The organism is Dermatophilus congolensis, assembly GCF_900447215.1.
GTDB lineage: Bacteria > Actinomycetota > Actinomycetes > Actinomycetales > Dermatophilaceae > Dermatophilus > Dermatophilus congolensis_A.
Genome location: NZ_UFYA01000001.1, coordinates 233843 through 257214 on the forward strand (window position 1 = coordinate 233843; position 23372 = coordinate 257214).

At 59.4% G+C, this 23372-nt stretch carries 23 protein-coding genes and 1 pseudogene; 16 read left to right on the plus strand and 8 right to left on the minus strand.

Features of this window, described 5'->3' with window-relative positions:
- Positions 1–116 precede the first annotated feature (116 nt).
- The 4 genes and pseudogenes from DXZ77_RS00960 to DXZ77_RS00970 all read right to left on the minus strand — a co-directional run bounded on the left by DXZ77_RS00960 (position 117) and on the right by DXZ77_RS00970 (position 4964).
- A complete protein-coding gene (locus DXZ77_RS00960; protein ID WP_115029262.1) occupies positions 117–1055 on the minus strand; it encodes an NUDIX hydrolase in 939 nt (312 codons plus the stop codon).
- Positions 1052–3271 (minus strand): RNA degradosome polyphosphate kinase, encoded by a 2220-nt coding sequence (locus tag DXZ77_RS00965; RefSeq protein WP_258553296.1) that lies wholly within the window; start codon positions 3269–3271, stop codon positions 1052–1054. Before DXZ77_RS00965 ends, DXZ77_RS00960 begins: the two co-directional genes overlap by 4 nt.
- A gap of 45 nt (positions 3272–3316) precedes the next feature.
- Positions 3317–4234 (minus strand): annotated as a pseudogene (gene mshD, locus DXZ77_RS12285) (mycothiol synthase); the annotation flags it as partial.
- Between the two features lie 46 nt (positions 4235–4280).
- Positions 4281–4964 (minus strand): winged helix-turn-helix domain-containing protein, encoded by a 684-nt coding sequence (locus tag DXZ77_RS00970; protein WP_115029264.1) that lies wholly within the window; start codon positions 4962–4964, stop codon positions 4281–4283.
- A gap of 122 nt (positions 4965–5086) precedes the next feature.
- Between DXZ77_RS00970 and DXZ77_RS00975 the strand changes: the two genes are divergently transcribed.
- The 6 genes from DXZ77_RS00975 to DXZ77_RS01005 all read left to right on the plus strand — a co-directional run bounded on the left by DXZ77_RS00975 (position 5087) and on the right by DXZ77_RS01005 (position 8786).
- Positions 5087–5329 carry a MoaD/ThiS family protein gene (locus tag DXZ77_RS00975; protein WP_258553057.1) on the plus strand — a complete coding sequence of 81 codons (243 nt, stop codon included), beginning with the start codon at positions 5087–5089 and terminating at the stop codon, positions 5327–5329.
- A 42-nt stretch (positions 5330–5371) separates the two neighbouring features.
- Positions 5372–6184, plus strand: coding sequence for a hypothetical protein (locus DXZ77_RS00985; RefSeq protein ID WP_147279141.1), 813 nt, complete (start codon positions 5372–5374; stop codon positions 6182–6184).
- 61 nt (positions 6185–6245) lie between these two features.
- Positions 6246–6749: a heme-binding beta-barrel domain-containing protein gene (locus DXZ77_RS00990; RefSeq protein ID WP_115032350.1), complete on the plus strand. Its 504-nt coding sequence runs from the start codon at positions 6246–6248 to the stop codon at positions 6747–6749.
- Positions 6746–7885 carry a CAF17-like 4Fe-4S cluster assembly/insertion protein YgfZ gene (ygfZ, locus tag DXZ77_RS00995; protein WP_115029270.1) on the plus strand — a complete coding sequence of 380 codons (1140 nt, stop codon included), beginning with the start codon at positions 6746–6748 and terminating at the stop codon, positions 7883–7885. The genes DXZ77_RS00990 and ygfZ overlap by 4 nt, the downstream gene beginning before the upstream one ends.
- 28 nt (positions 7886–7913) lie before the next feature.
- Positions 7914–8339, plus strand: a complete 426-nt coding sequence (dtd, locus tag DXZ77_RS01000; RefSeq protein ID WP_115029272.1) for a D-aminoacyl-tRNA deacylase — start codon at positions 7914–7916, stop codon at positions 8337–8339.
- A gap of 96 nt (positions 8340–8435) precedes the next feature.
- Complete coding sequence (locus tag DXZ77_RS01005; protein WP_115029274.1) at positions 8436–8786, plus strand: DUF2516 family protein; 351 nt, start codon at positions 8436–8438, stop codon at positions 8784–8786.
- Positions 8787–8808: 22 nt separating this feature from the next.
- Here the strand turns inward: DXZ77_RS01005 and DXZ77_RS01010 are convergent, their stop codons facing one another.
- Positions 8809–9654, minus strand: coding sequence for a class I SAM-dependent methyltransferase (locus DXZ77_RS01010; RefSeq protein WP_258553058.1), 846 nt, complete (start codon positions 9652–9654; stop codon positions 8809–8811).
- 133 nt (positions 9655–9787) lie between these two features.
- Here DXZ77_RS01010 and mshA point away from each other — a divergent pair, with 133 nt between their 5' ends.
- A complete protein-coding gene (gene mshA / locus DXZ77_RS01015; RefSeq protein ID WP_306746316.1) occupies positions 9788–11053 on the plus strand; it encodes a D-inositol-3-phosphate glycosyltransferase in 1266 nt (421 codons plus the stop codon).
- 71 nt (positions 11054–11124) lie between these two features.
- Positions 11125–11868: a phosphoglyceromutase gene (locus tag DXZ77_RS01020; protein ID WP_115029278.1), complete on the plus strand. Its 744-nt coding sequence runs from the start codon at positions 11125–11127 to the stop codon at positions 11866–11868.
- A gap of 86 nt (positions 11869–11954) precedes the next feature.
- On the opposite strand, the gene phoU is transcribed toward DXZ77_RS01020, so the two are convergent.
- Positions 11955–12605, minus strand: coding sequence for a phosphate signaling complex protein PhoU (gene phoU, locus DXZ77_RS01025; RefSeq protein WP_115029280.1), 651 nt, complete (start codon positions 12603–12605; stop codon positions 11955–11957).
- 262 nt (positions 12606–12867) lie between these two features.
- Here phoU and DXZ77_RS01035 point away from each other — a divergent pair, with 262 nt between their 5' ends.
- Together DXZ77_RS01035 and DXZ77_RS01040 are read left to right on the plus strand one after the other, a co-directional pair.
- Positions 12868–14028, plus strand: a complete 1161-nt coding sequence (locus DXZ77_RS01035; RefSeq protein ID WP_258553059.1) for a sensor histidine kinase — start codon at positions 12868–12870, stop codon at positions 14026–14028.
- A 71-nt stretch (positions 14029–14099) separates the two neighbouring features.
- Positions 14100–14783: a winged helix-turn-helix domain-containing protein gene (locus tag DXZ77_RS01040; RefSeq protein ID WP_115029286.1), complete on the plus strand. Its 684-nt coding sequence runs from the start codon at positions 14100–14102 to the stop codon at positions 14781–14783.
- An 81-nt stretch (positions 14784–14864) separates the two neighbouring features.
- Here the strand turns inward: DXZ77_RS01040 and DXZ77_RS01045 are convergent, their stop codons facing one another.
- Complete coding sequence (locus tag DXZ77_RS01045; protein ID WP_147279142.1) at positions 14865–15578, minus strand: hypothetical protein; 714 nt, start codon at positions 15576–15578, stop codon at positions 14865–14867.
- A 199-nt stretch (positions 15579–15777) separates the two neighbouring features.
- Between DXZ77_RS01045 and DXZ77_RS01050 the strand changes: the two genes are divergently transcribed.
- The 6 genes from DXZ77_RS01050 to rlmB all read left to right on the plus strand — a co-directional run bounded on the left by DXZ77_RS01050 (position 15778) and on the right by rlmB (position 22061).
- Positions 15778–16260: a CarD family transcriptional regulator gene (locus tag DXZ77_RS01050; RefSeq protein WP_028327145.1), complete on the plus strand. Its 483-nt coding sequence runs from the start codon at positions 15778–15780 to the stop codon at positions 16258–16260.
- A gap of 76 nt (positions 16261–16336) precedes the next feature.
- Complete coding sequence (gene ispD, locus DXZ77_RS01055; RefSeq protein ID WP_115032354.1) at positions 16337–17572, plus strand: 2-C-methyl-D-erythritol 4-phosphate cytidylyltransferase; 1236 nt, start codon at positions 16337–16339, stop codon at positions 17570–17572.
- Between the two features lie 217 nt (positions 17573–17789).
- On the plus strand, positions 17790–18878 hold the full coding sequence (locus DXZ77_RS01060; RefSeq protein ID WP_115029290.1) for an S-(hydroxymethyl)mycothiol dehydrogenase: 1089 nt from the start codon (positions 17790–17792) through the stop codon (positions 18876–18878).
- Positions 18875–19546 (plus strand): MBL fold metallo-hydrolase, encoded by a 672-nt coding sequence (locus DXZ77_RS01065; protein WP_258553060.1) that lies wholly within the window; start codon positions 18875–18877, stop codon positions 19544–19546. The genes DXZ77_RS01060 and DXZ77_RS01065 overlap by 4 nt, the downstream gene beginning before the upstream one ends.
- A 62-nt stretch (positions 19547–19608) precedes the next feature.
- The gene (cysS, locus tag DXZ77_RS01070) at positions 19609–21078 is read left to right on the plus strand and encodes a cysteine--tRNA ligase (RefSeq protein ID WP_115029292.1); all 1470 of its coding nucleotides are present in this window, start codon (positions 19609–19611) and stop codon (positions 21076–21078) included.
- Entirely contained in the window at positions 21078–22061 is a 984-nt protein-coding gene (rlmB, locus tag DXZ77_RS01075) for a 23S rRNA (guanosine(2251)-2'-O)-methyltransferase RlmB (protein ID WP_115029294.1), read from the plus strand. Before cysS ends, rlmB begins: the two co-directional genes overlap by 1 nt.
- A gap of 18 nt (positions 22062–22079) precedes the next feature.
- Here rlmB and DXZ77_RS01080 read toward each other — a convergent pair whose 3' ends face one another.
- A complete protein-coding gene (locus DXZ77_RS01080) occupies positions 22080–23354 on the minus strand; it encodes a DUF4032 domain-containing protein (protein WP_115029296.1) in 1275 nt (424 codons plus the stop codon).
- Positions 23355–23372: the final 18 nt, after the last annotated feature.

Here is a 23372-nt window from a genome sequence, read left to right on the forward strand (position 1 = left end):
TGAAGTTGGGACCCGGGGCTGCCGCGGCCCGGCACATGGACAACGGTACAGAATGCGAGTGCGCATGTCGCCTCAGCTTCTGCGTCATTAGACACGCGTAAATGCATTACCGCAGTTCAGGCTCGGTGCCGCCGGATGGCAACAATGTGGCGATCTGATGCATTTACTGCCAGGTGAATCGCGATTGCTTCACCTTTGTCCATTCCGTTGTGTGCTGCGTCAAGGAGCACATGGGCAGTGTCTTTATCGGGCGCATCGTGGGCAAGAGAGGTCAGGAGAGTCTCAACGAGGGGCCCGTGAGTGCATAGCGCTGCTCCTAGGCCTTTTTTACGTATCCAGTCGGTGAGTTTGTCCACGCAGCGGCGGGCTGCTTTGGGATGGGCAGCGAATCCTTCTTCAGTGAGCCGATCTGTTTGACGTATCGGCACTGTGAGTTTCTTTGAGGCCCAGTGGAATGTGGTGGCACAGCGTTCGCTGGATGAGCTGACCAGTCGGTGCACGTTATAGGCCTGCAGGAGTGGGGGCAGGGCTTTTGCTTGGGCGAGTCCGTCTTTGCTTAGCGGGCGCCGTTGGTCGTGCTTGCGCCATTGTTTTCGTGGTACAGCTAGCGCGTGGCGTACGAAGATCAGTGGTGCGGTGGCCAGAGTGTTCTCGTGGTGATGGCGTTGGAGTTCTAGGAGAGGGATCTGGTCGCGTTCGTAGGTGAGAGTGGTAAGTGCTTCGGGGATGGTTAGCCATGCCACTTGGTCGACTTCGTGGAGGAGTTTGCCTGTACCTCCGGTGATGGTTGCACTCCAGTAGTCGACGATTTTGGGTCTGGTGTTGACGGTGTACTGGGTTGTGGGGAGAGGAACGCCGAGCCGGATGTTGAGTCCGGTTTCTTCGTGGGTTTCGCGGATGGCAGCGATGGGGCTGCGTTCGCCTGGGTCGAGGTGTCCTTTGGGCCAGCTCCAGTCGTTGTGGTGGGGGCGGTGGACGAGAGCGACTTCGATACCGTTTGGGCTTTTGCGCCAGGGGATGGTGCCTGCGGCGCGGATGGTGGTGTTTTTGCTCATCGTGTGCGTGCTCGTTTGCGGCGGGCGCTGTGTTCTTCGATGAGGCGTGCTTGCATGTCGACTAGAGGGGTGCCTTCGGGGGAGTTGTAGTGGCGGGTCCAGCGTCCGTCGCCGCCGAGGTGATAGCTGGCTGTTTCGTCGCTCATGCCGAGTTCGACCAGTGCTGATGTTTGTTCGATGTGTCGGGGATCAGATAGGCGTACTAGTGCTTCGACTCGTCGGTCGAGGTTGCGGTGCATCATGTCGGAGCTGCCGATGAAGGCGATGCGTTCGTCGCGGGGGCCGAAGAGGAATACGCGGGAGTGTTCGAGGAATCTACCGATGATGGAGCGGACGCGGATGTTTTCGCTCATGCCTTCGACGCCGGGTCTTAGGGAGCAGATGCCGCGTACGAGGACGTCAACGTTGACTCCTGCTTGGCTTGCGCGGTAGAGCTCGTCGATGACGGCTTCGTCGACGATGGAGTTCACTTTGATGCCGACGTAGGCGGGCAGGCCGTTTTCGGCTCGTTCGATTTGGGTGCCGATGTGGTCTAGCAGGCCGGTTCGTACGGTGCGGGGGGCGACGAGGAGTCGTTCGTAGGTAGTGGCGGGGGCCCACCCGGAGAGTTGGTTGAAGAGTTTGGTCATGTCATCGGCGATGACCGGGTCTTTGGTGAAGAGGCCGTAGTCCTCGTAGAGGCGGGCGGTTTTGGGGTGGTAGTTGCCGGTGCCGATGTGGCAGTACCGAACGAGGCCTGATTGTTCGCGGCGGACTACTTGGGAGAGTTTGCAGTGTGTTTTGAGACCGACGACGCCGTAGACGACGTGGACTCCTGCGTGTTCGAGTTTGCGGGCCCAGTCGATGTTGTTTTGTTCGTCGAAGCGGGCTTTGATCTCGACGACTGCTAGGACTTGTTTGCCGTCGTCGGCGGCATCGATGAGGGCGTCGATGATGGGTGAGTCGCCGCTGGTTCGGTAGAGGGTTTGGCGGATGGCTAGGACGTTGGGGTCGGCTGCGGCCTGTTCGATGAAGGCTTGTACTGAGGTGGAGAAGGAGTCATAGGGGTGTTGGACGAGGACGTCTTTGGCGCGGATGGCCGTGAACATGTTTGCGGCTTTGCTGGATTCGACGCGGGCGAGGTCGGGGTGACTGCGGGGGACGAATCCGGGGTATTTGAGTTCGGTGCGTTCCAGGTCGGCGATGGCGCGTAGACCGCGTAGGTCTAGGGGGGCGGGGAGGCGTAGCACTTCTTTGGGGTGGATGTGCATTTCGCGGGTGAGTAGAGCCATGACGTGTTCGCTGATGCCGTCTTCGACTTCGAGTCTTACGGGTGGTCCGAAGCGTCGGCGGGTGAGTTCTTTTTCGAGGGCGGTGAGGAGGTTTTCGGCGTCGTCTTCCTCGACTTCGAGGTCTTCGTTGCGGGTGACGCGGAAGGTGAAGTGTTCGCGGACGTCCATGCCGGGGAAGAGGCGGTCAAGGTGGACGGCGATGATTTCTTCGATGGGGACGAAGCGGGCGCTGTGGGGGGTGTTGTCTTCGTCGTCGAGGGGGACGAGTCGGGGTAGGAGGGAGGGGATTTTGAGGCGGGCGAAGTGTTCGTTTCCTGTTTCGGTGTTGACGAGTACGACGGCCATGTTGAGGGAGAGGCCGGAGATGTAGGGGAAGGGGTGGGAGGGGTCGACGGCCAGTGGGGTTAGGACGGGGAAGACAGTGGCGTCGAACCATTGGGTTAGGTGTGCGCGTTCGTCGATGGCGAGGTCGGCCCAGTGAGCCATGGTGATGCCTTCGTTGGCCAGGGCGGGTTGGATTTCGTCGATGTAGAGGTGGGCGTGGCGTTGTTGTAGTTCAGAGCTGACGGTGTGGATGCGGTCCAGGAGTTCGCGGGGTTCGAGGCCGGAGGCGGAGCGCACTGCTAGTCCGGTGGCGATGCGGCGTTTAAGTCCGGCGACGCGGACCATGAAGAACTCGTCGAGGTTGCTGGCGAAGATGGATAGGAAGTTGACGCGTTCTAGCAGAGGCACGGTGGTGTCTTCGGCCATTTGCATGACGCGTTCGTTGAAGGCGAGCCAGCTGATTTCGCGGTCGAGGAAGCGGTCGGTGGGGAATTCTTCTTCGGTGGTGTTGTGCTGGGGGAGGGGGGTGAATCGGGGTTCGGGGGCACGTCGGGGGGTGACGGATGTGGGGACGGTTGTGGCTTCGTTGGTGGGGGTCGGGGAGCTGGTGTCGTTGCTCATGGTGTGTGCTTTCTGGCCGGTGGGGGTGTGCGCGTATTGGACGTCGTGTGCGGTGCGGTGGAATCCGGCGTGTTGGTAGGTGGCGATGGCTGGAGTGTTGTCGCCTTCGACGTAGAGGTCGATGGTGGTGGCGCCGGTGGTGCTTAGGTGGGCCAGCCCTAGGGCGGTGGCGGCGGTGCCTAGTCCGTGTCCTTGGTGGTCTGGGTGGACGCCGACGACGTAGATTTCGCCGGGTTCGTTGGTGTGGGGGTGTTTGGTCCAGTGGAAGGCGGCGAGGGAGCCTTCGGTGGTCGGTGTGTTGCTGGGGGCGTGGATGAGGAAGAAGCCGTTGGGGTCGAACCAGGGTTCGGCGAAGCGGGCGTGGAGGTCTTCGCGGGTGATGCGGCCTTGTTCTGGGTGGGTGGCGAATGCTGCGGCGTTGACGTTGAGCCAGTCGGTGGTGTCGTGGTCGGTGTTGGGGTTGAAGGTGCGCCAGGTGTAGCCGTCAGGCAGGGTGATGTCGTGGGGGTCGGTGGGGGTGATGCCTTCGACTGGGCGGCTCATTTTCCACAGTTCGCGAACGGTGGTGAGGTGTGTTTTGTGGGCGAGGTGTTGGGCTGCGGGCAGGTGTCCGTGTGCCCAGAAGTGTGTGGTGGGGTGGGTGGTGAGGATGGTGGTGATGAGGTGGGTGCCGTGTCCGTGGCTGCGGGCGGTGGGGGCTACGGCGATTTCGGCGCTGGGTGCGTCGGTGAGGTTGTCGATGTGGGCGGCGGCGATGATGGGGCTGGTGGGGTCTTCTGGGTTGTGGCGTAGGAGGATGAAGGCGTGGTTGCCTTCGGTGGTGGAGGCTGCGTGGAGCATGGTGGCTTCGGAGAAAGCTTCGACGCCGTCGGCGTCTGTGACGGCCTGAGCTAGCGCGCGGAACTCGGTGAGTTCGGGCTCGGTCAGGACGCGTTGTGCATTCATGGTTCCATCTTGGCGCATTGCTGCGTCGAGTTGGGGGTGGGCGTGTATGTGATTGTTGGTGGGGTTAGGGGTGGGGGTCTCCGGGTGGGTTGAATCGGTAGCCGACGTTGCGGACGGTGGCGATGAGTTCTTCGTGTTCGTGGCCGAGTTTTGCGCGTAGGCGTCGGATGTGTACGTCGACAGTGCGGGTGCCACCGAAGTAGTCGTATCCCCAGACTTCTTGGAGGAGTTGGGCTCTGGTGAAGGCGCGTCCGGGGCGGTTGGCGAGGTGTTTGAGGAGTTCGAATTCTTTGTAGGTGAGGTCGAGTAGGTCTCCGGCCAGTCGAGCGGTGTAGGCGGATTCGTCGATGGTGAGTTGGCCGGAGGTGATGCGGTCGTTGTCTGTGGTGGGGGGAGGTGGGCGGCGGCTGGTGGCTAGGCGTATGCGGGCGTCTATTTCGGCTGGTCCGGCGTTGGTGAGGAGGATGTCGTCGATGCCCCAGTCGGCGTTGATGGTGATGAGTCCGCCTTCGGTAACGATGGCGAGGATGGGGATGTCGGGTAGGGCTAGGGAGATGTGTCGGCAGTGGGCTTTGGCGCGTGCGAGGTCGTGGCGTGCGTCGATGAGCAGGATGTCGAATCCGGTGCTGGGGGTGGGGGTGTGGGTGTCGATGGGCATGTGGGCGACGTCGTGGGAGAGGAGGCCGAGGGCGGGTAGGACGTCGAGGTGCCGTGAGGGCATTGACGTCATCAGGAGGAGCCGGGCCATGCGTCTGAGAATACGATTGGTGGGAGGTCCGCTGTTGTTCGGCGGTCTATTTTTGGGTTGTTTGAGGTTGTTGTGTGTGGCTATGGGCAGGTTGCTTGTGGCTGTGTGAGGAGGGGTTGATTGTGGCTGGTGTTGTGACGGTGCGGTATTGGGCTGCGGCTGCGGCTGCGGCGGGGTGTGACAGTGAGGTTGTTTCGGCGGGCACGGTGGGTGAGGTGCTGGATGCGGCGGTGGTGGTGCATCCGGAGCTGGAGAAGGTGGTGGGTGTGTGTACGTGTTTGGTGGATGGTGTTAGGGGTGATCGTGGCCGGGTTGTGGGGGATGGTTCGGTGGTTGAGCTGCTTCCTCCGTTTGCGGGAGGGTGATTCGGGGGAACAGGTGTGGGGTGAACTGGCTAGGGTGGTTGTGTGAGTGAGAGTCCCGATCTCGTGACATGGGCTGTGTGGCCTGCATCTATGGCGTGTTTTGCGGTGACGGTGGCGGCGGGTGTGGGGATTGCCACTGGTGTGCCGGCGTTGATGACGTTGGGTGTGGGGGTGCCGATGTTGATGATGGCTAATGGGTGGGTTCGGTTGTTGCAGTTGCCGAGTCCGCGTGGGACGACGGGGATTTTGGTTGCTGCTGCGGTGATTTTGGTGGCTGGTGGGTGGGTGACGCACCGGACGCATGTGAGCATGTTGGTGGCAGCGATTGCTGTGGTGTTGGTGTTGGAGTTTGTGCATCAGTTGGGGCGGCGGGATCGGCGGCCGCGGTTGGTGGAGTCGGTGTCGTCGGCGGTTTTTGGGATCACGGTGGTTGCTTCGGGGTCGTGTTTTTTGATTTTGGAGGGGCCGGTGGGGCATGCGACGTCTTTGGGTGTGGTTGCGGCGACGTTGGTGGGGGTAGCTGCTGATGGATTGCCTGGTGGTTTGGTGAGTCGTGGTCGTGCTTGGGTGCCGGCGGTGGTTGCATCGGTGTTGGGTGCGGTTGTTGGCGCTTTGGTGTGGCTGTGGGTGGGGCCGCAGGGGGTTGGTAGTGATGTGTGGGTGGCGGGTTTGGCTGGTGGTTTGGCTGGTTTGGGGTCTTTTACGTTGAGGTTGGCGTTGTGTGGTCTTCCGACGATTGCGGGTTTTCGGGCTCGGTGGGCTGCGGGTGCGGCGAGTTTGTTGGTGACGGGTGTGGTTGCGTATGGGCAGGCGTGGGTGGTGTTGGGGTCGTTGGTGCCGTTGTTGAGTGGGTGATGAGTGGGGTGTTGGGTGGTTGGAGGTGCGCAAGGTGCCGTGTATCGGGGAGGATGGCGGCATGGTTTTTGAGCTAGATGTGACTTTGAACCCTGAGGTTGCCCCGCTGGCGTGGTTGGTTGGCTCGTGGCGTGGTTTGGGAGTGGTGGGTTATCCCGGTATGGAGTCGTGCAACATGGTGCAGGAGGTGGAGATTACTCATGATGGGCGTCCATTCCTGACGATGAATTCTCGTTCGTGGGAGTTGGATGAGGAGGGTAAGCAGGTTCGTCCTTTGGCCACGGAGACTGGGTATTGGCGTGTGGTGGGCGATGGTGAGATTGAGCTGTTGTTGGCGCATCCGACAGGCATTGTGGAGATGTTTGTTGGGAAGAAGGAGAAGGAGCGCCCGGTCATCGAGATAGCTACGGATGGTGTGATGCGTTCTCCTGCTGCGCGGGAGTACAACTCGGCTAAGCGCATGTATGGGTTGGTGGATTCGAAGTTGATGTGGGTGTTGGAGATGGCTGCTGATGGTCATCCGATGACGTCGCACATGTCTGCGCAGCTTGAGCGGGTTGCGTGAGGGGCGAGGTTCCTCCCGCCTCGCCACTGTTGGCGCGCCCGAAGGCAGTGGCTGGGGTGGGTGTGGATGCCGGGATTGCTGTGCATTACGGGGATCCGTTGCGTGAGTCGCGTTTGTTGGAGCAGGGCGTGGCGGTTGCGGATTTGTCGAATCGTGGTGTGGTGACGGTTTCGGGTCCGGATCGGTTGAGTTGGTTGAACTCGCTCACTACGCAGTCGTTGTTGGGGTTGGCGCCGCGGCATTCGATGAGCACGCTTGTGTTGGATCCGCAGGGGCGGATTGAGCATGACTTGCATGTTGTCGATGACGGTCAGACGCTGTGGATGACGGTTGAGCCGGGGACGTCTGGTGCGGTTGTTGCGTGGCTGGATTCGATGAGGTTCATGCTGCGTGTTGAGGTTGCTGATGTCTCTGATCGGTTCGCGGTGGTGGGTGAGCCGGTTGCGCGTGAGTCGGTTGAGGGTGAGTTGCTTGCCTGGGTGGATGCGTGGCCGGGGCCGGTTGGCGACACTGCTTGTTATGGGCCGGATGCGCCGGTGTCGCGGCCGGTTCGTGGGCGTGCGGCGTTGCAGCGGCGGTTGGCCTCTGGGGATGCTGCTGGGCAGGTTGTGCCTGAGGAGGGAGGGCAGGTTGTTCCAGGGTTTGAGCATCCGGGGCGTGAGCGTGCGTGGCGTGAGGTGATTGTGCCGCGGGAGGGGGTTGAAGGATTTGTTGGTGACCGGCCGTTAGCGGGTATGGCTGCGGTTGAGGCGCAGCGGATTCAGGCGTGGCGTCCTCGGTGTGGCTATGAAACTGACGGTCGGGCTATCCCTCATGAGTTGGATTGGCTTCGGGTGGCGGTGCATCTGCGTAAGGGGTGTTATCGCGGTCAGGAGACGGTGGCGCGGGTTCATAATTTGGGTCGTCCGCCGCGCCGGTTGTTTTTCGCTCATCTGGATGGTTCGGGGCATACGTTGCCTGAACCTGGTGCTGAGTTGACGTTGGATGGGCGTGTGGTGGGGCGGTTGTCGTCGGTGGCGATGCATCACGTGGATGGCCCGGTAGGTCTTGGGTTGGTGCGTAGGAACACTCCTGTTGATGCAGTGTTGTTGGCCGGTGATGTGACGGTTGCGCAGACCGTGATTGTGCAGCCGTGATGTTTTTGGTTTGTGGTGAGGGGTTGTTATGAGAGCAGTTGTGCAGCGGGCTACGCGTGGTGCGGTGCGGGTTGCTGGCGAGGTGGTTGGGCAGATCACGAGGCCGGGGTTGGTTGTCCTTGTTGCTGCGCATGTGAATGACACGGCGGCTGAGGTTGATCTGATGGCGCGCAAGATTGCTCAGTTGCGGTTGTCTCGTGATGAGACGTCTGTGAGTGATGATGGCGCGCCGGTTTTGTTGGTCAGTCAGTTCACTTTGTATGGAAGTACGCGTAAGGGGCGACGTCCATCGTGGAGTGAGTCGGCGCGTGGTGATGTGGCTGAGCCGTTGTTTGATGCGTTGGTTGAGGCTTTGCGGGCGCAGGGCGTGGAGGTTCAGACGGGGCGCTTTGGTGCTGATATGGAGGTGGAGTTGGTTAATGATGGGCCGTTTACGGTGATTGTTGATGTGTGACGTATAGGTGTTGGTTGGTGTGTTCTGGGTGGATGCGTACGTGAACACGGATCCACACGCTGCGGTTGGCAACCTGGGGCACGTACGCTGGTGTGCATGTTGGCGACCTTGATGACGTTGCAGAGCTTCGCGCTTTTGGCGTTGGGGGTGATTGCTTTTGGTGCGTCATTGTGGGCGTTGGTGGATTCTGCTTTGCATCCGGCTGGTTCGTATCAGGCGGCTGAAAAGCTTACGAAGCCTGTGTGGGTTGGGATTAATGCCGTGGCTGCGCTTATCACTTTTGTTGGTGTGACGAATGTGGCGGGGTTGGGGGCTTTCTCTTTGATTGCGATTGTTGCGGTGGGGGTGTATTTCGCTGATGCCCGCCCTGCTTTGCGTCAATACACGCCCATGATTAAACGTCGTAAAGACTCTTCTGGTGGTTTTGGTCCGCACGGAAGTTGGTGAGTGTTTTTAACGCTCTGATCCTCTAGGGCGCTACAGCGTCCCAACGGATAGTTACTTCTCCTAGGCGCCAGCGTCGTGGTCCATGCAGTAGGGGCCAGCCGCGGTCACGTAGGTCTGCGCAGGCTGCGATGAACCATTGTCGTTGACCGAAGGTTGCGTGGTGGCTGTTGCGGGCCCATACGTCATCCCAGTCGGTGAGGAATGCGTTGATGCGTGTTCCGGGGATGTTGTGGTGGATGAGTGCTTTGGGTAGGCGTTCGGCGATGTCAGAGGGGCGTTGCCAGGCGCCGTGTTTGATGGAGATGGTTAGGTGGATGGGGCCGGAGCGGTTCAGGGTGATCCAGGTGGTGCGGCGGCCTAGTTCGTTGCAGGTTCCGTCGATGGCGATGCCCTCGGGGGTTAGACGTGAGCACAGTGTTTTCCATGCTTGGGGTACGTCTTTTTCGTCGTATTGACGTAGAACGTTGAATGCGCGGATGACGGTGGCTTGGGCGTTGTTGGGTAGGGGTGTTTCGAATCCGCCGAGCGCAAAGTCGATGGCGATGGGTTCAGGGTGTCTGGTTTTTTTTCGCTCCTGCATGACTGTGTTTGCGTGGTGTACGCGTTGTGGATCGATTTCGAGTCCGCGGATGCGTAGGTTTGCGGTGTGGGGAGGGCGGGCGATGTCGGGGTGGGAGGCTAGATGGTTGGCCATGTCGAGGGTGGTGATGGGGGAGGCGCCGTAGCCGAGGTCGACGATCCAAATGGGGTTGTTACGGCGGGTGAGCAGGTGTGCGTACATGGAAGCGAGCCACCTGTCGCAGCGGCGCAGGCGGTTGGGGTTGGTGGTTCCACGAGTGATTTCACCCATCGGTTTTGTTGCGCCCACTGCCGAACCATATCTGGAGGTGATGGGTTGGTGCGTGCTGGGCTAGGTGCTTGTGTAGTGCGCGGTTGGGGTTAAGGGGGTGGTGGCGGCAGTATGACCAGCGAAACGTCACATGTGAGAAGGGGAGGCCGTCGTGGCCGGTTCGGTCGATGTGCAGGCACCTGTCCGTCGGGTAGCGATGCTGTCGTTTCATACGTCGCCGTTGGATCAGCCTGGTACAGGGGACGCTGGTGGGATGAATGTGTATGTGGTGGAGGTTGCGCGGCATTTGGCTGCGATGGGGGTGGAGGTTGTTATTTTTACGCGCAAGACGTCGGCGTCGTTGCCTAATGAGGTGCAGTTGTGTCCGGGGGTGGTGGTGCGGCACGTGCTTGCGGGGCCGTATGAGGGGTTGGATAAGAATTTGCTGCCGTCGCAGTTGTGTGCGTTCGCTGCGGGGGTGATGCGTGAGGTTGCTGGGCGTCCTGAGGGGCATTACGACGTGGTGCATTCGCATTACTGGTTGTCGGGTCAGGTGGGGTGGCTGGCGGCGCAGCGGTGGAACGTGCCGTTGGTGCACACGATGCACACGATGGCGAAGGTGAAGAATGCGTTGTTGGCGCCTGGGGATGCTGCCGAGCCGCTGGTTCGTGAGATTGGTGAAGAGCAGGTGGTTTCGATTGCTGATCGGTTGGTGGCTAATACAGCGCGAGAGCGGGATGAGTTGGTCTCGTTTTATGGGGCGTCGGCTGATGTGGTGGAGGTGGTGCCCCCGGGAGTTGATTTAGAGACCTTTATGCCAGGTGATCCTCAGGCTGCGCGTGCGGTGACCGGGCTGCCTGAGGATGCGCTTGTGGTGTGTTTTGTGGGGAGGATTCAGCCGTTGAAGGCACCGGATTTGCTGGTGGATGTGGTGGCTGATGTGGCCTCTCGGCGGCCGGATTTGGGGCAGCGGTTGAGGCTGGTGGTGATTGGGGGGCCGTCGGGTACGGGGTTGGAGCGTCCGAGGCTTGTGTTGGATCGGGCGGCTGAATTGGGTGTGGGGCATATGTTGCTGACCTCGCCGCCAGTGGAGCGGGAGGTGTTGGCGCAGTGGTATCGCAGTGCGGACATTGTGGGTGTTCCTTCTCACAACGAGTCGTTTGGGTTGGTGGCGATTGAGGCGCAGGCGTGTGGTGTGCCGGTGGTGGCTGCGGCGGTGGGTGGGCTGCCGACGGCTGTGAAGGGGGGTGTTTTGGTGCCGACCCATGATGTGGGGGAGTGGTCGTTGGTGTTCGAACGTCTTCTCGATGATGCGGATCGACGTGCGCAGTTGGGGCGGGTTGGGTATGAGCATGCGCAGTCTTTTGGATGGGCTGCGACGGCGAAGCGGGTGTTGGAGGTGTATGCCGATGCGGTGGCGCATCGGCGGGGGGAGTGAGCTTGTGGTTTGGTGATGCGATTGCTGGGTTGTTGTGCTGAGGCCTGGGAGTGAAGTCATAGAGTGGGGGCATGACTTACAAGCTCGTCCTGCTCCGCCATGGTGAGAGCGAATGGAATGCGAAAAACCTGTTCACCGGTTGGGTCGATGTTGACTTGTCCGAGAAGGGTCGCGCCGAGGCAGCTCGTGCTGGTGAGCTGTTGAAGTCCAACGGTGTGCTTCCGGATGTGTTGCACACGTCGTTGCTGCGTCGGGCTATTAAGACGGCCAACTTGGCTTTGGATGTGGCTGATCGTCACTGGGTTCCGGTGAAGCGTAGTTGGCGGCTTAATGAGCGTCATTACGGCAAGCTGCAGGGTCTGAACAAAAAAGAGATCCGTGATCAGTTCGGTGATGAGCAGTTTATGCAGTGGCGTCGTTCGTATGATGTTCCGCCGCCGGAGATTGATCCGGGTAACGAGTTCAGCCAGTCAAATGATCTGCGTTATGCGGATATTGATGGTGGTGCACCGTTGACGGAATGTTTGAAAGATGTCGTGGCGCGTATGTTGCCTTATTGGGAAAGCGATATTAAGCCTGATTTGGTGGCGGGTAAAACAGTTGCGCTTGCCGCGCATGGAAACAGTTTGCGTGCATTGGTGAAGCATCTTGATGGTATTAGCGATGAGGATATTGCGGCGTTGAACATCCCGACGGGTATTCCGCTGCTTTATGAACTTGATGAGAATTTCGCTCCGGTTGTTAAGGGCGGCACGTATCTTGACCCGGAGGCAGCGAAGGCTGCTGCTGAAGCGGTTGCTAATCAGGGCAAGTAATTCATTTGGCGTTGTTGTCGCTGTGTGAATGCAAGGGGTGCCTCGCTGTTGCTGGCGGGGCACCCCTTGTGGCTGTGTAAGTGCTGTTAGGCGCGTTGTTCGATGATGCCGGTGACGAGGTATTGCATTTGTTCGCCGACGGAGACGGCGTGGTCACCGAAGCGTTCGTAGTAGCGGGCTAGCAGGGCTAGGTCGATGGATGTTTTACGGTCGTGGGGGGCGTTTTCGCTGGTGATGAGGTTGTAAATTTCGCGGTGAAGGGCGTCTAGGCGGTCGTCGGTGAGGTCGAGGGTGTTGACGGCGTCCATATCTTTGGTGGTGATAATTCCGCCGACTTGGGTGATGAGTTTGTTGGCTACTTGGGCCATTTCGAGGATGGTTGCGCGGGCTTCGGGGGGAACTGCGGCTTCGGGGTAGCGAAGTCGGGCTACTTTGGCGACGTGGACGGCTAGGTCTCCCATGCGTTCGATGCTGGCGGCCATGCGTAGCGCGGTGACAATGATGCGTAGGTCTGTGGCGACGGGTTGTTGGCGTGCGAGGGTGTCGACGGCGACGAGGTTAATTTTTTTCTCGAGTGCGTCGAGTTGTTCGTCTGCGGAGATGACAGTTTGGGTCAGTTCGAGGTCAGCGTCCAGGAGCGCGTTGGTGGCTCGTGACATGGATGAGGCGGCCAGGCGGGTCATTTCTACGAGGTCGTCGGTGAGTTGGTCGAGTACTTCGTGGAAGGCGTCGCGCATAGTTCCTCCTGCTGTGTGTGTGCGCCGCCGTGGCGTGGAGTGACTGGGGTGTGCCAGCGGGGTCGGGCGCGTGGGTAGGGGTCAGTCAATCAGGTTCAGGTTGGTTGGGGGTGTCTGGTCGTGGGCGAGTTGGTGTCGGTTGGGGTGGTGGGTGTGGTTTGTGTGAACGGGTGGTGGCGTGGTGGCGAATCCTTGGTGTCGATGGTGTGGTTGGTGATGGGTTGCGGGGGTTTGGTGACGTGAGGGTGCGTAGGGTTGCGGGGTGGGTTCAATTGTTGCGGAGGTGAGGCGGTGGGTTGGGCGTGTCGTGGGGGTTGGTGCTGAGCGCGGTGTTGGTGGGGTGAATGGTGGGGGTGTGAGTGTTCGTGATGTGCGTTCTTCGGGGTCGGTAGATACCTCTGAAATGTTTGATCGGTTGATCACTGCGTTCAAGGAGTGCGTGATGGTCATCGATTCGCGGGATCGGGTGGTGCGTTCGAGTCCGTCGACGTCGGTGATGGGGTTGTTGCGTGGTCAGGATTTGGTGCATGACGAGTTGCGGGCGGTGGTGCGTCATGCGCGTCGGATGGGGCAGAGCAGTGAGCATGAGTTCACGTTGACGCGGGATCGTTTTGTTGATGCGCGGGTGTCGGTGGCGGTGCGTGCTGTGGATTTGGGGTCGGGGTTTGTGGCGTTGTTTGTGGAGGATAGGACGCGGGCGCAGCGGGTGGAGGATGTGCGTCGGGATTTTGTGGCGAATGTGTCGCATGAATTGAAGACGCCGGTGGGTGGGATCGCGTTGTTGGCTGAGGCGGTGTTGGATGCGTGTGAGGATCCGCAGACGGTAGCGAGGTTTGCGCGTCGGATTCAGATGGAGTCTTCGCGGTTGACGCGGTTGGTGCAGGACATCGTTGATTTGTCGCGGTTGCAGGTGGATGAGGCGATTTCGGATCCGGTGCCGGTGACAGTGACGGCCGTGGTGCGTGATGCGTTGGAGAGTGTTCAGACTCTTGCGGAGTCTCGTGATGTGGAGATGGTGTTTGAGGGTGATGAGCGGGCGCAGGTAGTGGGTGATCACCGGATGTTGGTGATTGCGGTGAGTAATTTGTTGTCGAATGCGATTAATTATTCGGCTGAGCGTACGCGGGTGGCGGTGACTGTGCGTTCTGTTGGTGGGGTGATTGAGGTTGCGGTGGCTGATCAGGGGACGGGGATTGCTCCGGAGGCGTTAGAGCGGGTTTTTGAGCGTTTCTATCGGGTGGATGAGGCGCGTTCGCGTGCTACCGGTGGGACGGGGTTGGGGTTGGCGATTGTGAAGCACATATGTACGAATCATGGGGGTGAGGTGAAGGTGTGGAGCAAGTTGGGGGAGGGGTCTACTTTTACGGTTCGGTTGCCACAGATGCCTGGTGTTGATGCGGTTTCAGGGGGTGCGGGGGTGTGATGTTGTTGTGTTGCGGTGTAGGCGTGGCGAGGTGCTGCGTTGTGCGGTTGTTGTGATTGGAGGGTTGGCGTATGACGCACATTTTGGTGGTTGAGGACGAGGAGTCGTTTTCTGACCCGTTGTCATATCTCTTGCGTAAGGAGGGGTATGAGGTGTCAGTGTCGGCTGATGGTGTGTCTGCGGTGCGGGATTTCGCTGTTGTTCGGCCTGAATTGGTGTTGTTGGATTTGATGCTTCCGGGGCTGGATGGGGTGGAGGTGTGTAAGCGGATCCGGGCAGATTCTTCGGTCCCGATCATTATGTTGACGGCGAAAGATAGTGAGATTGACAAGGTGGTGGGGTTGGAGATTGGTGCGGATGATTATGTGACGAAGCCGTATTCGAGTCGTGAGTTGTTGGCTCGGGTGAAGGCGGTGTTGCGTCGTCGTGCTGAGCCGGAGGAGGTGCTGCCTGTGGCGTTGGGGGCCGGTCCGGTACAGATGGATGTGGAGCGGCATGTGGTGAAGGTGCGGGGGGAGCAGATTTCTTTGCCGTTGAAGGAGTTTGAGCTGCTGGAGATGTTGTTGCGGAATGCGGGTCGTGTGTTGACTCGCATGCAGCTCATTGATCGGGTGTGGGGTAGTGACTATGTGGGGGATACCAAGACGCTTGATGTGCACATTAAGCGTCTGCGGGCCAAGGTTGAGCAGGATCCGGGTAATCCGGTGCATATCGTGACGGTGCGGGGGTTGGGATACAAGTTTGAGGTGGTGTGAGGTGTTCGGGGAATGCGTAAGCGGGTGGTGGTAAGGCGCTGTTAGGCGCTCACCACCACCCGCTTGAGGTGTGTGGGGTTATTAGTTGTGGTCGTGGTCGGTGTGCTCGTCATCCTCGGTGGTGGCTGTGGGGGTGGAGGTTGACTCTGCTGTGGGGGTGCTGGTTCCGTGTGGTCGCGCGGAGTCAGTGGATGATTCGCTGGGGGTGGATGTCCCTGAGGGGGGGCTGGTGGAGGTTGCTGGCGCGGTGGGTTTTAGGGAGGCGTAGTAACCGGTGGGGGGAAGTACAGGGGCGTTGACGACGTCTTGGCCAGCGCTGGTGATGACGGACAGAGGCATCATGCCGCCAGCTGTGGTGGGAACTTGGGGGAGAGTGACGCTAGCTGCGCCCTCTTTTTGGCCTCCGAATTGCAGTGAGCCACCTGCGGGTACGTCGAACTGCTGGCCAGGCTGCCCTTGCGGGTTCGCGAAGCCGACTTTGACTGGCTGCTGTGTGTTGTTGACGGCGAGGGCAGAGATTGTGCCGGGTTTGCCATTTCCTTCGGAGACAACGACAACGTTTTGTAGGTGCAGGCCGCCCATTTCGAACATAGCGCCGTCGGCAGGTGCGTATGCCTTGTCTGTCTGGATGGGTGAGGTCCATTGGCATCCAGCCAGGGCTAGGGCGGCGATTCCGGTGAGTCCTGCTGCCGCGAGGGAACGCACTCGACCCGGGTGACGCCGGGAGACGGTGGCATCGGTGTTGGGGGTGTCGTTCTGGCCGGGCGTACCAGGGATTCGAGTTGTTCGCATCACGTTTCACAGGGTAACTGGCTGGCATCGGACAGGCGAGAAAATTTGTGATCGTTGTGGTGTAAAACCTGTGTCAATTCCTTGTTTATAGGCTTATTCAAAGTTGGTTCATGTGCTCTGAACTGCATGAATGCGCTTATGAGCGACTGTAGGTGTGTGGTGGCGTGATAGACTTAAGGTCGCGAAAGGGGAATACGGGCATATGACTTTCAAGGTTGGCGAGACAGTTGTTTACCCGCACCACGGTGCGGCGCTCATCGAAGAGATCAAAACCCGCACCATCAAAGGTGAGGAACGGCTTTATCTGGTACTTAAAGTTGCCCAGGGTGACTTGACCATTGAGGTTCCTGCCGAGAATTGCGATTTGGTGGGAGTGCGTGACGTTGTGGGCCAAGAAGGTCTAGAGCACGTTTTCGAGGTGCTGCGTTCAACGCAAGGTGAAGAGCCTGCAAACTGGTCTCGGCGGTACAAAGCCAACCTAGAGAAACTTGCTTCCGGCGATGTGAATCGTGTTGCCGAGGTTGTTCGTGACCTGTGGCGCCGTGAGCACGGCAAGGGATTGTCTGCTGGGGAGAAACGCATGCTTGCTAAGGCTCGCCAGATTCTTGTCTCTGAACTGGCTTTGGCTGAGAAGACGGACGAAGAGCACGCCGAAAGCATGCTTGACGAGGTTCTTACCTCCTGAAAACCATGACCGGCTGAAGTCGGTTTCGCTCGCCCCGCGCGGCCGTGTGCGCATGATGTTTGGCAAGATCATGGGCATGCGTGTTGCTGTGATCGTGGTTGCTGCTGGTGCTGGTTCCCGGCTGGGTGCTGACCGCCCGAAAGCACTGGTCGAAATGGCTGGCCGCCCGTTGCTCTCATGGGCAATGGAGCGTGTAGTCCAGGTGAGTGCAGTGAGCACGATTGTTGTGGTCGCACCGGCCACACATATGGATGTTGCTGAGGCGGTTGCCCGTGATGGGGTAACCGCCTCAGGCATGTCTACTGCCCAGGCACCAGCTGTTGTGGTGGTTCCAGGTGGAGCCCAGCGCAGTGACTCCGTGGCGCGTGGACTTGCTGAGGTGGAAAAGGTCGGCGCCGATATTGTTCTTGTGCATGATGCGGCTCGTGCGTTGGCGCCGGTTACTTTATTTGAAAATGTTATTGCGGCTGTTAGTGCCGGTGATGCGGCAGTGATCCCAGGCCTTGCGGTTAGTGACACGATTAAATACGTCGATAGTGACGACATTGTTACTGTGACCCCGGCGCGTGCGAGTTTGCGAGCCGTGCAAACTCCGCAAGGATTCCGAACCGATGTGCTTGTTCGGGCCCACCGTGAAGTGATAGATCAAGAGGTCACCGATGATGCATCCTTGGTGGAACGTCTTGGCGAGTCTGTTCGTGTCATTCCAGGCCACCCGCAAGCAGATAAGATCACCACCCCTGCCGACCTTGAACGTATTACTGCTTTAGCTTCTGCTTTATCGAGCAAAATGAATCCCACTGTTCAGCCTCAGCAATCACCTGCGCTAGTGATGCCTCGCATTGGTCACGGAGTGGATGTGCACGCCAATGCATCTGAAGATTCTGGGCGTACTTTATGGGTTGCCGGATTGGCATGGCCAGGAGAACTGGCCCTCGACGGTCACTCTGATGCTGATGTTGCTGCACATGCGTGTTGTGACGCGTTGTTTTCCGCTGCGGGAATCGGTGATCTTGGGACCCACTTTGGAACGGGCCAGCCACAGTGGTCAGGTGCCTCCGGCGTAGTTCTTCTTACAGAAGCAGCCCGACTTGTTCGCGAAGCCGGATATGTGATTGGGAATGTGTCTGTGCAAGTTGTTGGTAACCGCCCCAAAGTGGGAAAGCGACGTGCTGAAGCCGAACAGGTTCTTTCCGCCGCCTGCGGTGCCCCCGTTTCGGTCGCAGGAACCACCACAGACGGATTGGGGTTGACCGGACGCGGCGAAGGAGTAGCCGCCATAGCTACAGCGGTTGTTGTACCGCAGAACTGACAATTCCGCATACTGGAAAAGTGCAGTCACTCACTGCGGCAAATGAGCGTGATCTGACTCACAAAAAGCCTGCCATGGATACCGATCTGGCTTTCAGCGCTTGTGGCGAGGGCCAGTACAACTGACTCCCAGGTAGACATAGCTAGGCTGGATGTACAGACCAAACGCGAACACCCACACGCCAATCGCGGCGCGCGGAAGCGATCTAGGAGGTTTCGTGCCCAGCATCGTCAACGGCGTTATCGCCCGCTCCAAAGACGCACCCGTTGAACTCACCACCATCGTGGTCCCTGACCCAGGCCCCGGTGAAGCCGTCGTGAAAATTCAGGCATGCGGCGTCTGTCACACCGACCACAACTACGTTGCCGGAGGAGTTGGAGATAACTTCCCCTACCTCCTGGGGCATGAAGCAGCAGGCATTGTTGAAGCAATCGGTGAAGACGTCAACGACCTCCAGGTCGGTGATTTCGTGATCCTTAACTGGCGAGCTATCTGCGGTGACCAGTGCCGAGCCTGCAAACGCGGAGAACCTTGGTACTGCTTCAACACTGCCAATGCCACCCAAAAAATGACGCTCGAAGATGGCACCGAACTTGAGCCAGCCCTAGGAATTGGCGCATTCGCGGAAAAAACACTCGTCGCTGCTGGACAGTGCACCAAAGTTAACCCCGCAGTGACCCCTGCCGCCGCAGGACTGGTCGGATGCGGCATCATGGCTGGCGCCGGAGCAGCCATGAACACCGCCAAAATTAAACGCGGTGAAAGCGTCGCTGTGTACGGATGCGGTGGCGTAGGCGATGCCGCCATCATGGGAGCCCTCATCGCTGGCGCTACCACGGTCATCGCTGTCGACATCGACGACCGTAAACTCGATAAAGCCAAGGAATTTGGCGCCACACACACCATCAACAGCAAAAAAATCGACCCCATCCAAGCCATCAAAGATGCCACTGACGGTTTCGGTGCCGACGTCGTCATCGAAGCCACCGGCCGCGCTGACACGTGGGAACAAGCACTCGCTTCTCGTGACCTCGCTGGCCGACTCATCATGGTCGGCGTACCTCAACCTGGCCAGAAAACCACCGTCCCTCTTGACCAGCTCTACGGTGCAGGCGGATCCATTTCACCCGCCTGGTACGGAGACTGCCTACCCAGCCGAGATTTCCCTATGCTCATTGATCTTCATCTACAGAAACGCATCGACCTTGACACCTTTGTCAGCGAAAAAATCTCTCTTGACTCCGTTAATGAAGCCTTCGACAAAATGGCCGCAGGCGACGTTCTCCGATCGGTGGTGATCCTGTGAACACTATTGCCACACCAGGAACAATCCCCGGCGTTACCATCAGCTCCGTCGTCACCCACGGCACCTTCAGTCTCGATGGGGGCACCTGGGAAGTCGATAACAACGTCTACATCATCGGCGACGAGAAAACTGTCATTGTCATCGATGCCGCCCACGACGCAGACCCCATTCTTGAAGCCATCGACGGCCGCAGGGTCGAAGCGATCCTGTTGACCCATGGCCACGATGACCATCACAGCGCTGTTACCGCGCTTGCCGATGCGACCCTCGCGCCCATCTATCTGCACCCCGAGGACAACTTTCTCTACGAAGAAATCCAACCTCGCCCCGCAGACAAATCACTTAACGCAGGGCAGACCATTGACCTTCCCCTAGCTGCTGGGGGAGTCCTCGAACTGCGGGTCCTGCATACTCCTGGCCACTCACCCGGCAGCGTCTGCTTGCATATTCCGCAGCTGGCAGCCGTCTTCTCTGGTGACACCCTCTTTAACGGTGGCCCCGGTGCTACGGGTCGATCCTTCAGCGACTTTGACACCATCCTTGAATCCATCACGGGATCACTGCTGACTTTGCCCAGTGAAACTCTCGTTCTCACCGGGCACGGAGAAACCACCACCATCGGAGATGAAGCACCCCATCTGCCGCAGTGGCGCGCCCGCGGTCACTGACCAGTCCACGAATGGTGTCCGTCGCGGGAAACCGCACGGACACCATTCGTTACGCTGGGTACGTGACATTGCGCCTCTACGACACCGCCACCCGTACCCAGCGAGACTTCGTCCCGCTCACACCAGGCAAAGTCGGCATCTACATTTGTGGCCTCACCACTCAGGGGACTCCCCACATCGGGCACCTACGCTTCGCCGTAGGATTCGATATCCTGCGCCGTTGGCTTGCCTGGGGACATGGCTACGACGTCACCCTCGTGCGCAACGTCACTGACATCGACGACAAAATCCTTCGCAAATCCGCCGAGAATAACCGCCCCTGGTGGGCATGGAGTTACGCACACGAACGCGAAACCTCTGACGCGCTGCGCACTCTCGGGGTCATCGACGCCACGTACGAACCACGCGCCACCGGTCACATCCCTGAGATGGTCGAACTGATGGAACGCCTTATCGAACTCGGCCACGCCTACCCGGCCGAAGATGGCTCCGGCGATGTTTACTTCGATGTTCGTAGCTACCCCGAGTACGGGGCGCTCACCCGCCAAAAGGTCGAAGACATGTCTGCGGCTGAAGACGTCGACCCACGAGGAAAACGCGACCCCCGAGACTTTGCGCTCTGGAAAGGTTTCAAACAAGGCGAGCCTGAAACCGCATCCTGGCCCACCCCTTATGGGCGCGGGCGCCCCGGATGGCATCTCGAATGCTCCGCCATGGCACGCAAATACCTCGGTGACGCCTTCGACATTCACGGTGGAGGGGTGGACCTGCGCTTCCCCCATCACGAAAACGAACAAGCTCAATCCCGCGCAGCAGGTTACGGATTCGCGCAGTACTGGATGCACAATGGCTGGCTCACTGCCGGCGGGGAAAAAATGAGCAAATCCCTGGGGAATGGCATGACCATCGCCCAGATCACCACCCAAGCCGCGCCACTGGCCGTCCGCTACTACCTCGGCGCTTCCCAATACCGATCCACTATCGAGTACTACCCCACATCTTTGGAGGAAGCTGCCTCCGCAGCCGAGCGCATCACCGGATTCCTGAACCGCTGCATCGAAACCATTCCTGACCTCGAAGCAGCCGCGCTGGTTCTTCGCACCGGCGTTGACATCCACACGCCAGATCACCTTGCTGTACCTGATGCGTTCGCCGCAGCTATGAACGATGACCTCAACGTGCCCGGCGCACTCGCAGTCGTTCACGACACCCTCCGCGCAGGCAACGCCGCTCTGGATAAAGGCGATACCGCTGCTGCTCACCAAGCAGCCATTGCTGTCGGCACGATGACCACAATCCTCGGCATCAACCCGCTGGACTCACAATGGGATAAGAGCGGCTCCTCCGAGCAACACGCGATGGATGTCCTCGACGGACTCATCCGTGCTCAACTTCAAGCCCGCGCGACCGCGCGGAAAAACAAGGACTTCGCCACCGCCGACGCCATCCGAGACACCCTCACCAGCCTTGGTGTGGTCGTCGAGGACACCCCGTCCGGTGCTCGTTGGACCCTGGCAAAGGCAGGTGCGTAATGGCAGGAACTGGTAACTCCCGCAAACGAGGAGCAGTCCGCAAACCCGGCAGTAAAAAAGGCATGGTTGTCGGTTCTGGCGGACAACGGCGTAAAGGGCTTGAAGGCAAAGGTCCAACACCCAAAGCTGAGGATCGTCCGTATCACAAGGCCTACAAAGCCAAACAAGCTGCACTGACTCGCGCTAAAACTCGCACTGCTGCGCCAGGTAAACGTCCTCACCGTGACAGCGATGACGTCATCATGGGCCGCAACGCTGTTCTTGAGGCGCTGCGCGAGGACATGCCTATCATCACCTTGTATATCTCTGGCAAGGTAGATGAGCCACGGCTGCGCGAAGCTGTCGCTCTGGCGACAGAAAAAGGCATCCCCGTTCTTGACGCGCCTCGCGGCGAGATGGAACGCATTACTGATTCCACAGTTCATCAGGGCATCGCAGCCAAGATGAAGGCCTACAAGTATGCCGACATCGAGTCGTTGATTCATCCGGAAGATCCTTTTGATCGTCCTGCGGGCGTGCCGCTGGTGGTGGCGCTCGATGGGATTACTGATACCCGTAACTTGGGTGCCATCATCCGATCCGCAGCAGCATTCGGTGCGCACGGCATCGTGTTACCTGAACGCCGCTCTGTGACGATGACCGCGGCAGCGTGGAAAACCTCTGCGGGTGCTGCTGCGCGCGTGCCAGTTGCCTCGGTGACAAACCTGACACGCACCCTTGAACAGTTCCGCAAAGCGGGGTATTTCGTTATTGGGCTGGATATGGATGGCGATGTGGGCCTTCCTGACCTGCAGCTAGCTGATACGCCTTTGGTGGTGGTTGTTGGTTCAGAAGGCAAGGGCATGTCGCGCTTGGTACGTGAGACGTGCGATCAAGTTGTTGATATTCCGATGAGCGGCGAGATGGAATCATTGAATGCCTCTGTTGCTGCGGGAATTACTCTTTACCAGGTAGCAGCAACGCGGGCGGCGGTGCGTCGCTGAGGCTTTAGCTTGACGGCGTCATTCGGTGTGTGTGCCGGTGGCGCCGTCTGCTGCATTGTTGGTCACGATGATGGGTATCGCGGTGGTGTTGACCCCAACGATTGCTTTCTCATCGGGTTTGCTGGGCAGAACCTGGCTCAAGTAGTCAGCGAATGCCCACTGCACGGATACGTCGTACCCGGCGCGTTCGGAAAGGTACCAGCGGTGTTCGAGCACTTCGTGGAATACCTGCGCAGGTTCGAGCTTGGCAGCCATGTTTGAGGGAATGTTGGCTGTGACCGGTTCGTAGACGTTAACGAGCCATTCGTGGGCTGCGACTGATTCCAGAATGTTGGGGGATAGAGAAGCACGGTATGTGTCCATATCGGACAGGAGTCGCCGTGCTTGGTTTTCTTGGACGTCGAGCCCGGTCAGTCGCATGAGGCGCCGGTGGCTGTATCCTGCGTCGACTACTTTCGGGGTGATTTGGATTGTTTCTCCGTTGCCTTCCCTGGTGACCGAGAGCTCGTCGACGTTGTAACCCAGAAGGTTGAGGCGGCGGATACGCTCTTCCATTCGCCATGTTTCACCGGTGGTGAGGGCTTCGGATGCGGTCAGTTCGTTCCAGAGGCTGTGGTATCTGGAGATAACTTGTTCTGATGTGGCGATAGGGTCTAGGTCTGGACTGAGCAGGCCTCCGGCGATGAGGTCCATGAGTTCGCCGGCGATGTTGACGTGGGCGATGTCCAGGTCATGGCGGCGCTGGCCTTCAGTGAGCTGGGGAAAGAGCTGTCCGGTTTCGGCGTCGACGAGGTAGGCGCTGAAGTCGTCGGCGTCGCGGCGGAACAGGGTGTTAGAGAGGGAGACGTCTCCCCACCAGAATCCGGCGAGGTGGAGTCGCACAAGTAGGACTGTTAGGGCACCGATGAGGCGTTCTGCTGTGTCGGGTTGCAGTTTTCGGCTAAAGAGAGCGCGGTACGGCAGGGAAAACTGGAGGTGTTCAGTGATGAGGACAGCGTCGAGAGGGTGACCAGTAGCGGTGGTGCGTCCATCGACGACGCCCAGGGGAGTCACGCAGGGTTGATCGAGGCGTTGGAGGTTGCGGAGCATGGTGTACTCGCCGCGGGCAAGTTCGGCTTTGATTTCTTTGAGAGCGATGATGCGGGGGCCAACGTTGACGAATCGCACGACGTGGCGGGAGATTCCGCGGGGGAGGGCGGCGAAGCGGCTGGTTGGCCAGTCCGCTAGGGCGGTGTCCCAGGGGAGGTCGAGAAGCTCTGGGGTGGGTTCAGTTGTTGTGATGCTCAGGGCCACAGGGCCATGCTGGCACTT

What these genes read in the sequence shown, in the direction of transcription:
- DXZ77_RS00960 (WP_115029262.1), bottom strand. Translation starts at nt 1,055, where the DNA reads ATGAGCAAAAACACCACCATCCGCGCCGCAGGCACCATCCCCTGGCGC.
- DXZ77_RS00965 (WP_258553296.1), bottom strand. Translation starts at nt 3,271, where the DNA reads ATGAGCAACGACACCAGCTCCCCGACCCCCACCAACGAAGCCACAACC.
- DXZ77_RS00970 (WP_115029264.1), bottom strand. Translation starts at nt 4,964, where the DNA reads ATGGCCCGGCTCCTCCTGATGACGTCAATGCCCTCACGGCACCTCGAC.
- DXZ77_RS00990 (WP_115032350.1), top strand. Translation starts at nt 6,246, where the DNA reads ATGGTTTTTGAGCTAGATGTGACTTTGAACCCTGAGGTTGCCCCGCTG.
- dtd (WP_115029272.1), top strand. Translation starts at nt 7,914, where the DNA reads ATGAGAGCAGTTGTGCAGCGGGCTACGCGTGGTGCGGTGCGGGTTGCT.
- DXZ77_RS01005 (WP_115029274.1), top strand. Translation starts at nt 8,436, where the DNA reads ATGTTGGCGACCTTGATGACGTTGCAGAGCTTCGCGCTTTTGGCGTTG.
- DXZ77_RS01020 (WP_115029278.1), top strand. Translation starts at nt 11,125, where the DNA reads ATGACTTACAAGCTCGTCCTGCTCCGCCATGGTGAGAGCGAATGGAAT.
- phoU (WP_115029280.1), bottom strand. Translation starts at nt 12,605, where the DNA reads ATGCGCGACGCCTTCCACGAAGTACTCGACCAACTCACCGACGACCTC.
- DXZ77_RS01040 (WP_115029286.1), top strand. Translation starts at nt 14,100, where the DNA reads ATGACGCACATTTTGGTGGTTGAGGACGAGGAGTCGTTTTCTGACCCG.
- DXZ77_RS01050 (WP_028327145.1), top strand. Translation starts at nt 15,778, where the DNA reads ATGACTTTCAAGGTTGGCGAGACAGTTGTTTACCCGCACCACGGTGCG.
- ispD (WP_115032354.1), top strand. Translation starts at nt 16,337, where the DNA reads ATGCGTGTTGCTGTGATCGTGGTTGCTGCTGGTGCTGGTTCCCGGCTG.
- rlmB (WP_115029294.1), top strand. Translation starts at nt 21,078, where the DNA reads ATGGCAGGAACTGGTAACTCCCGCAAACGAGGAGCAGTCCGCAAACCC.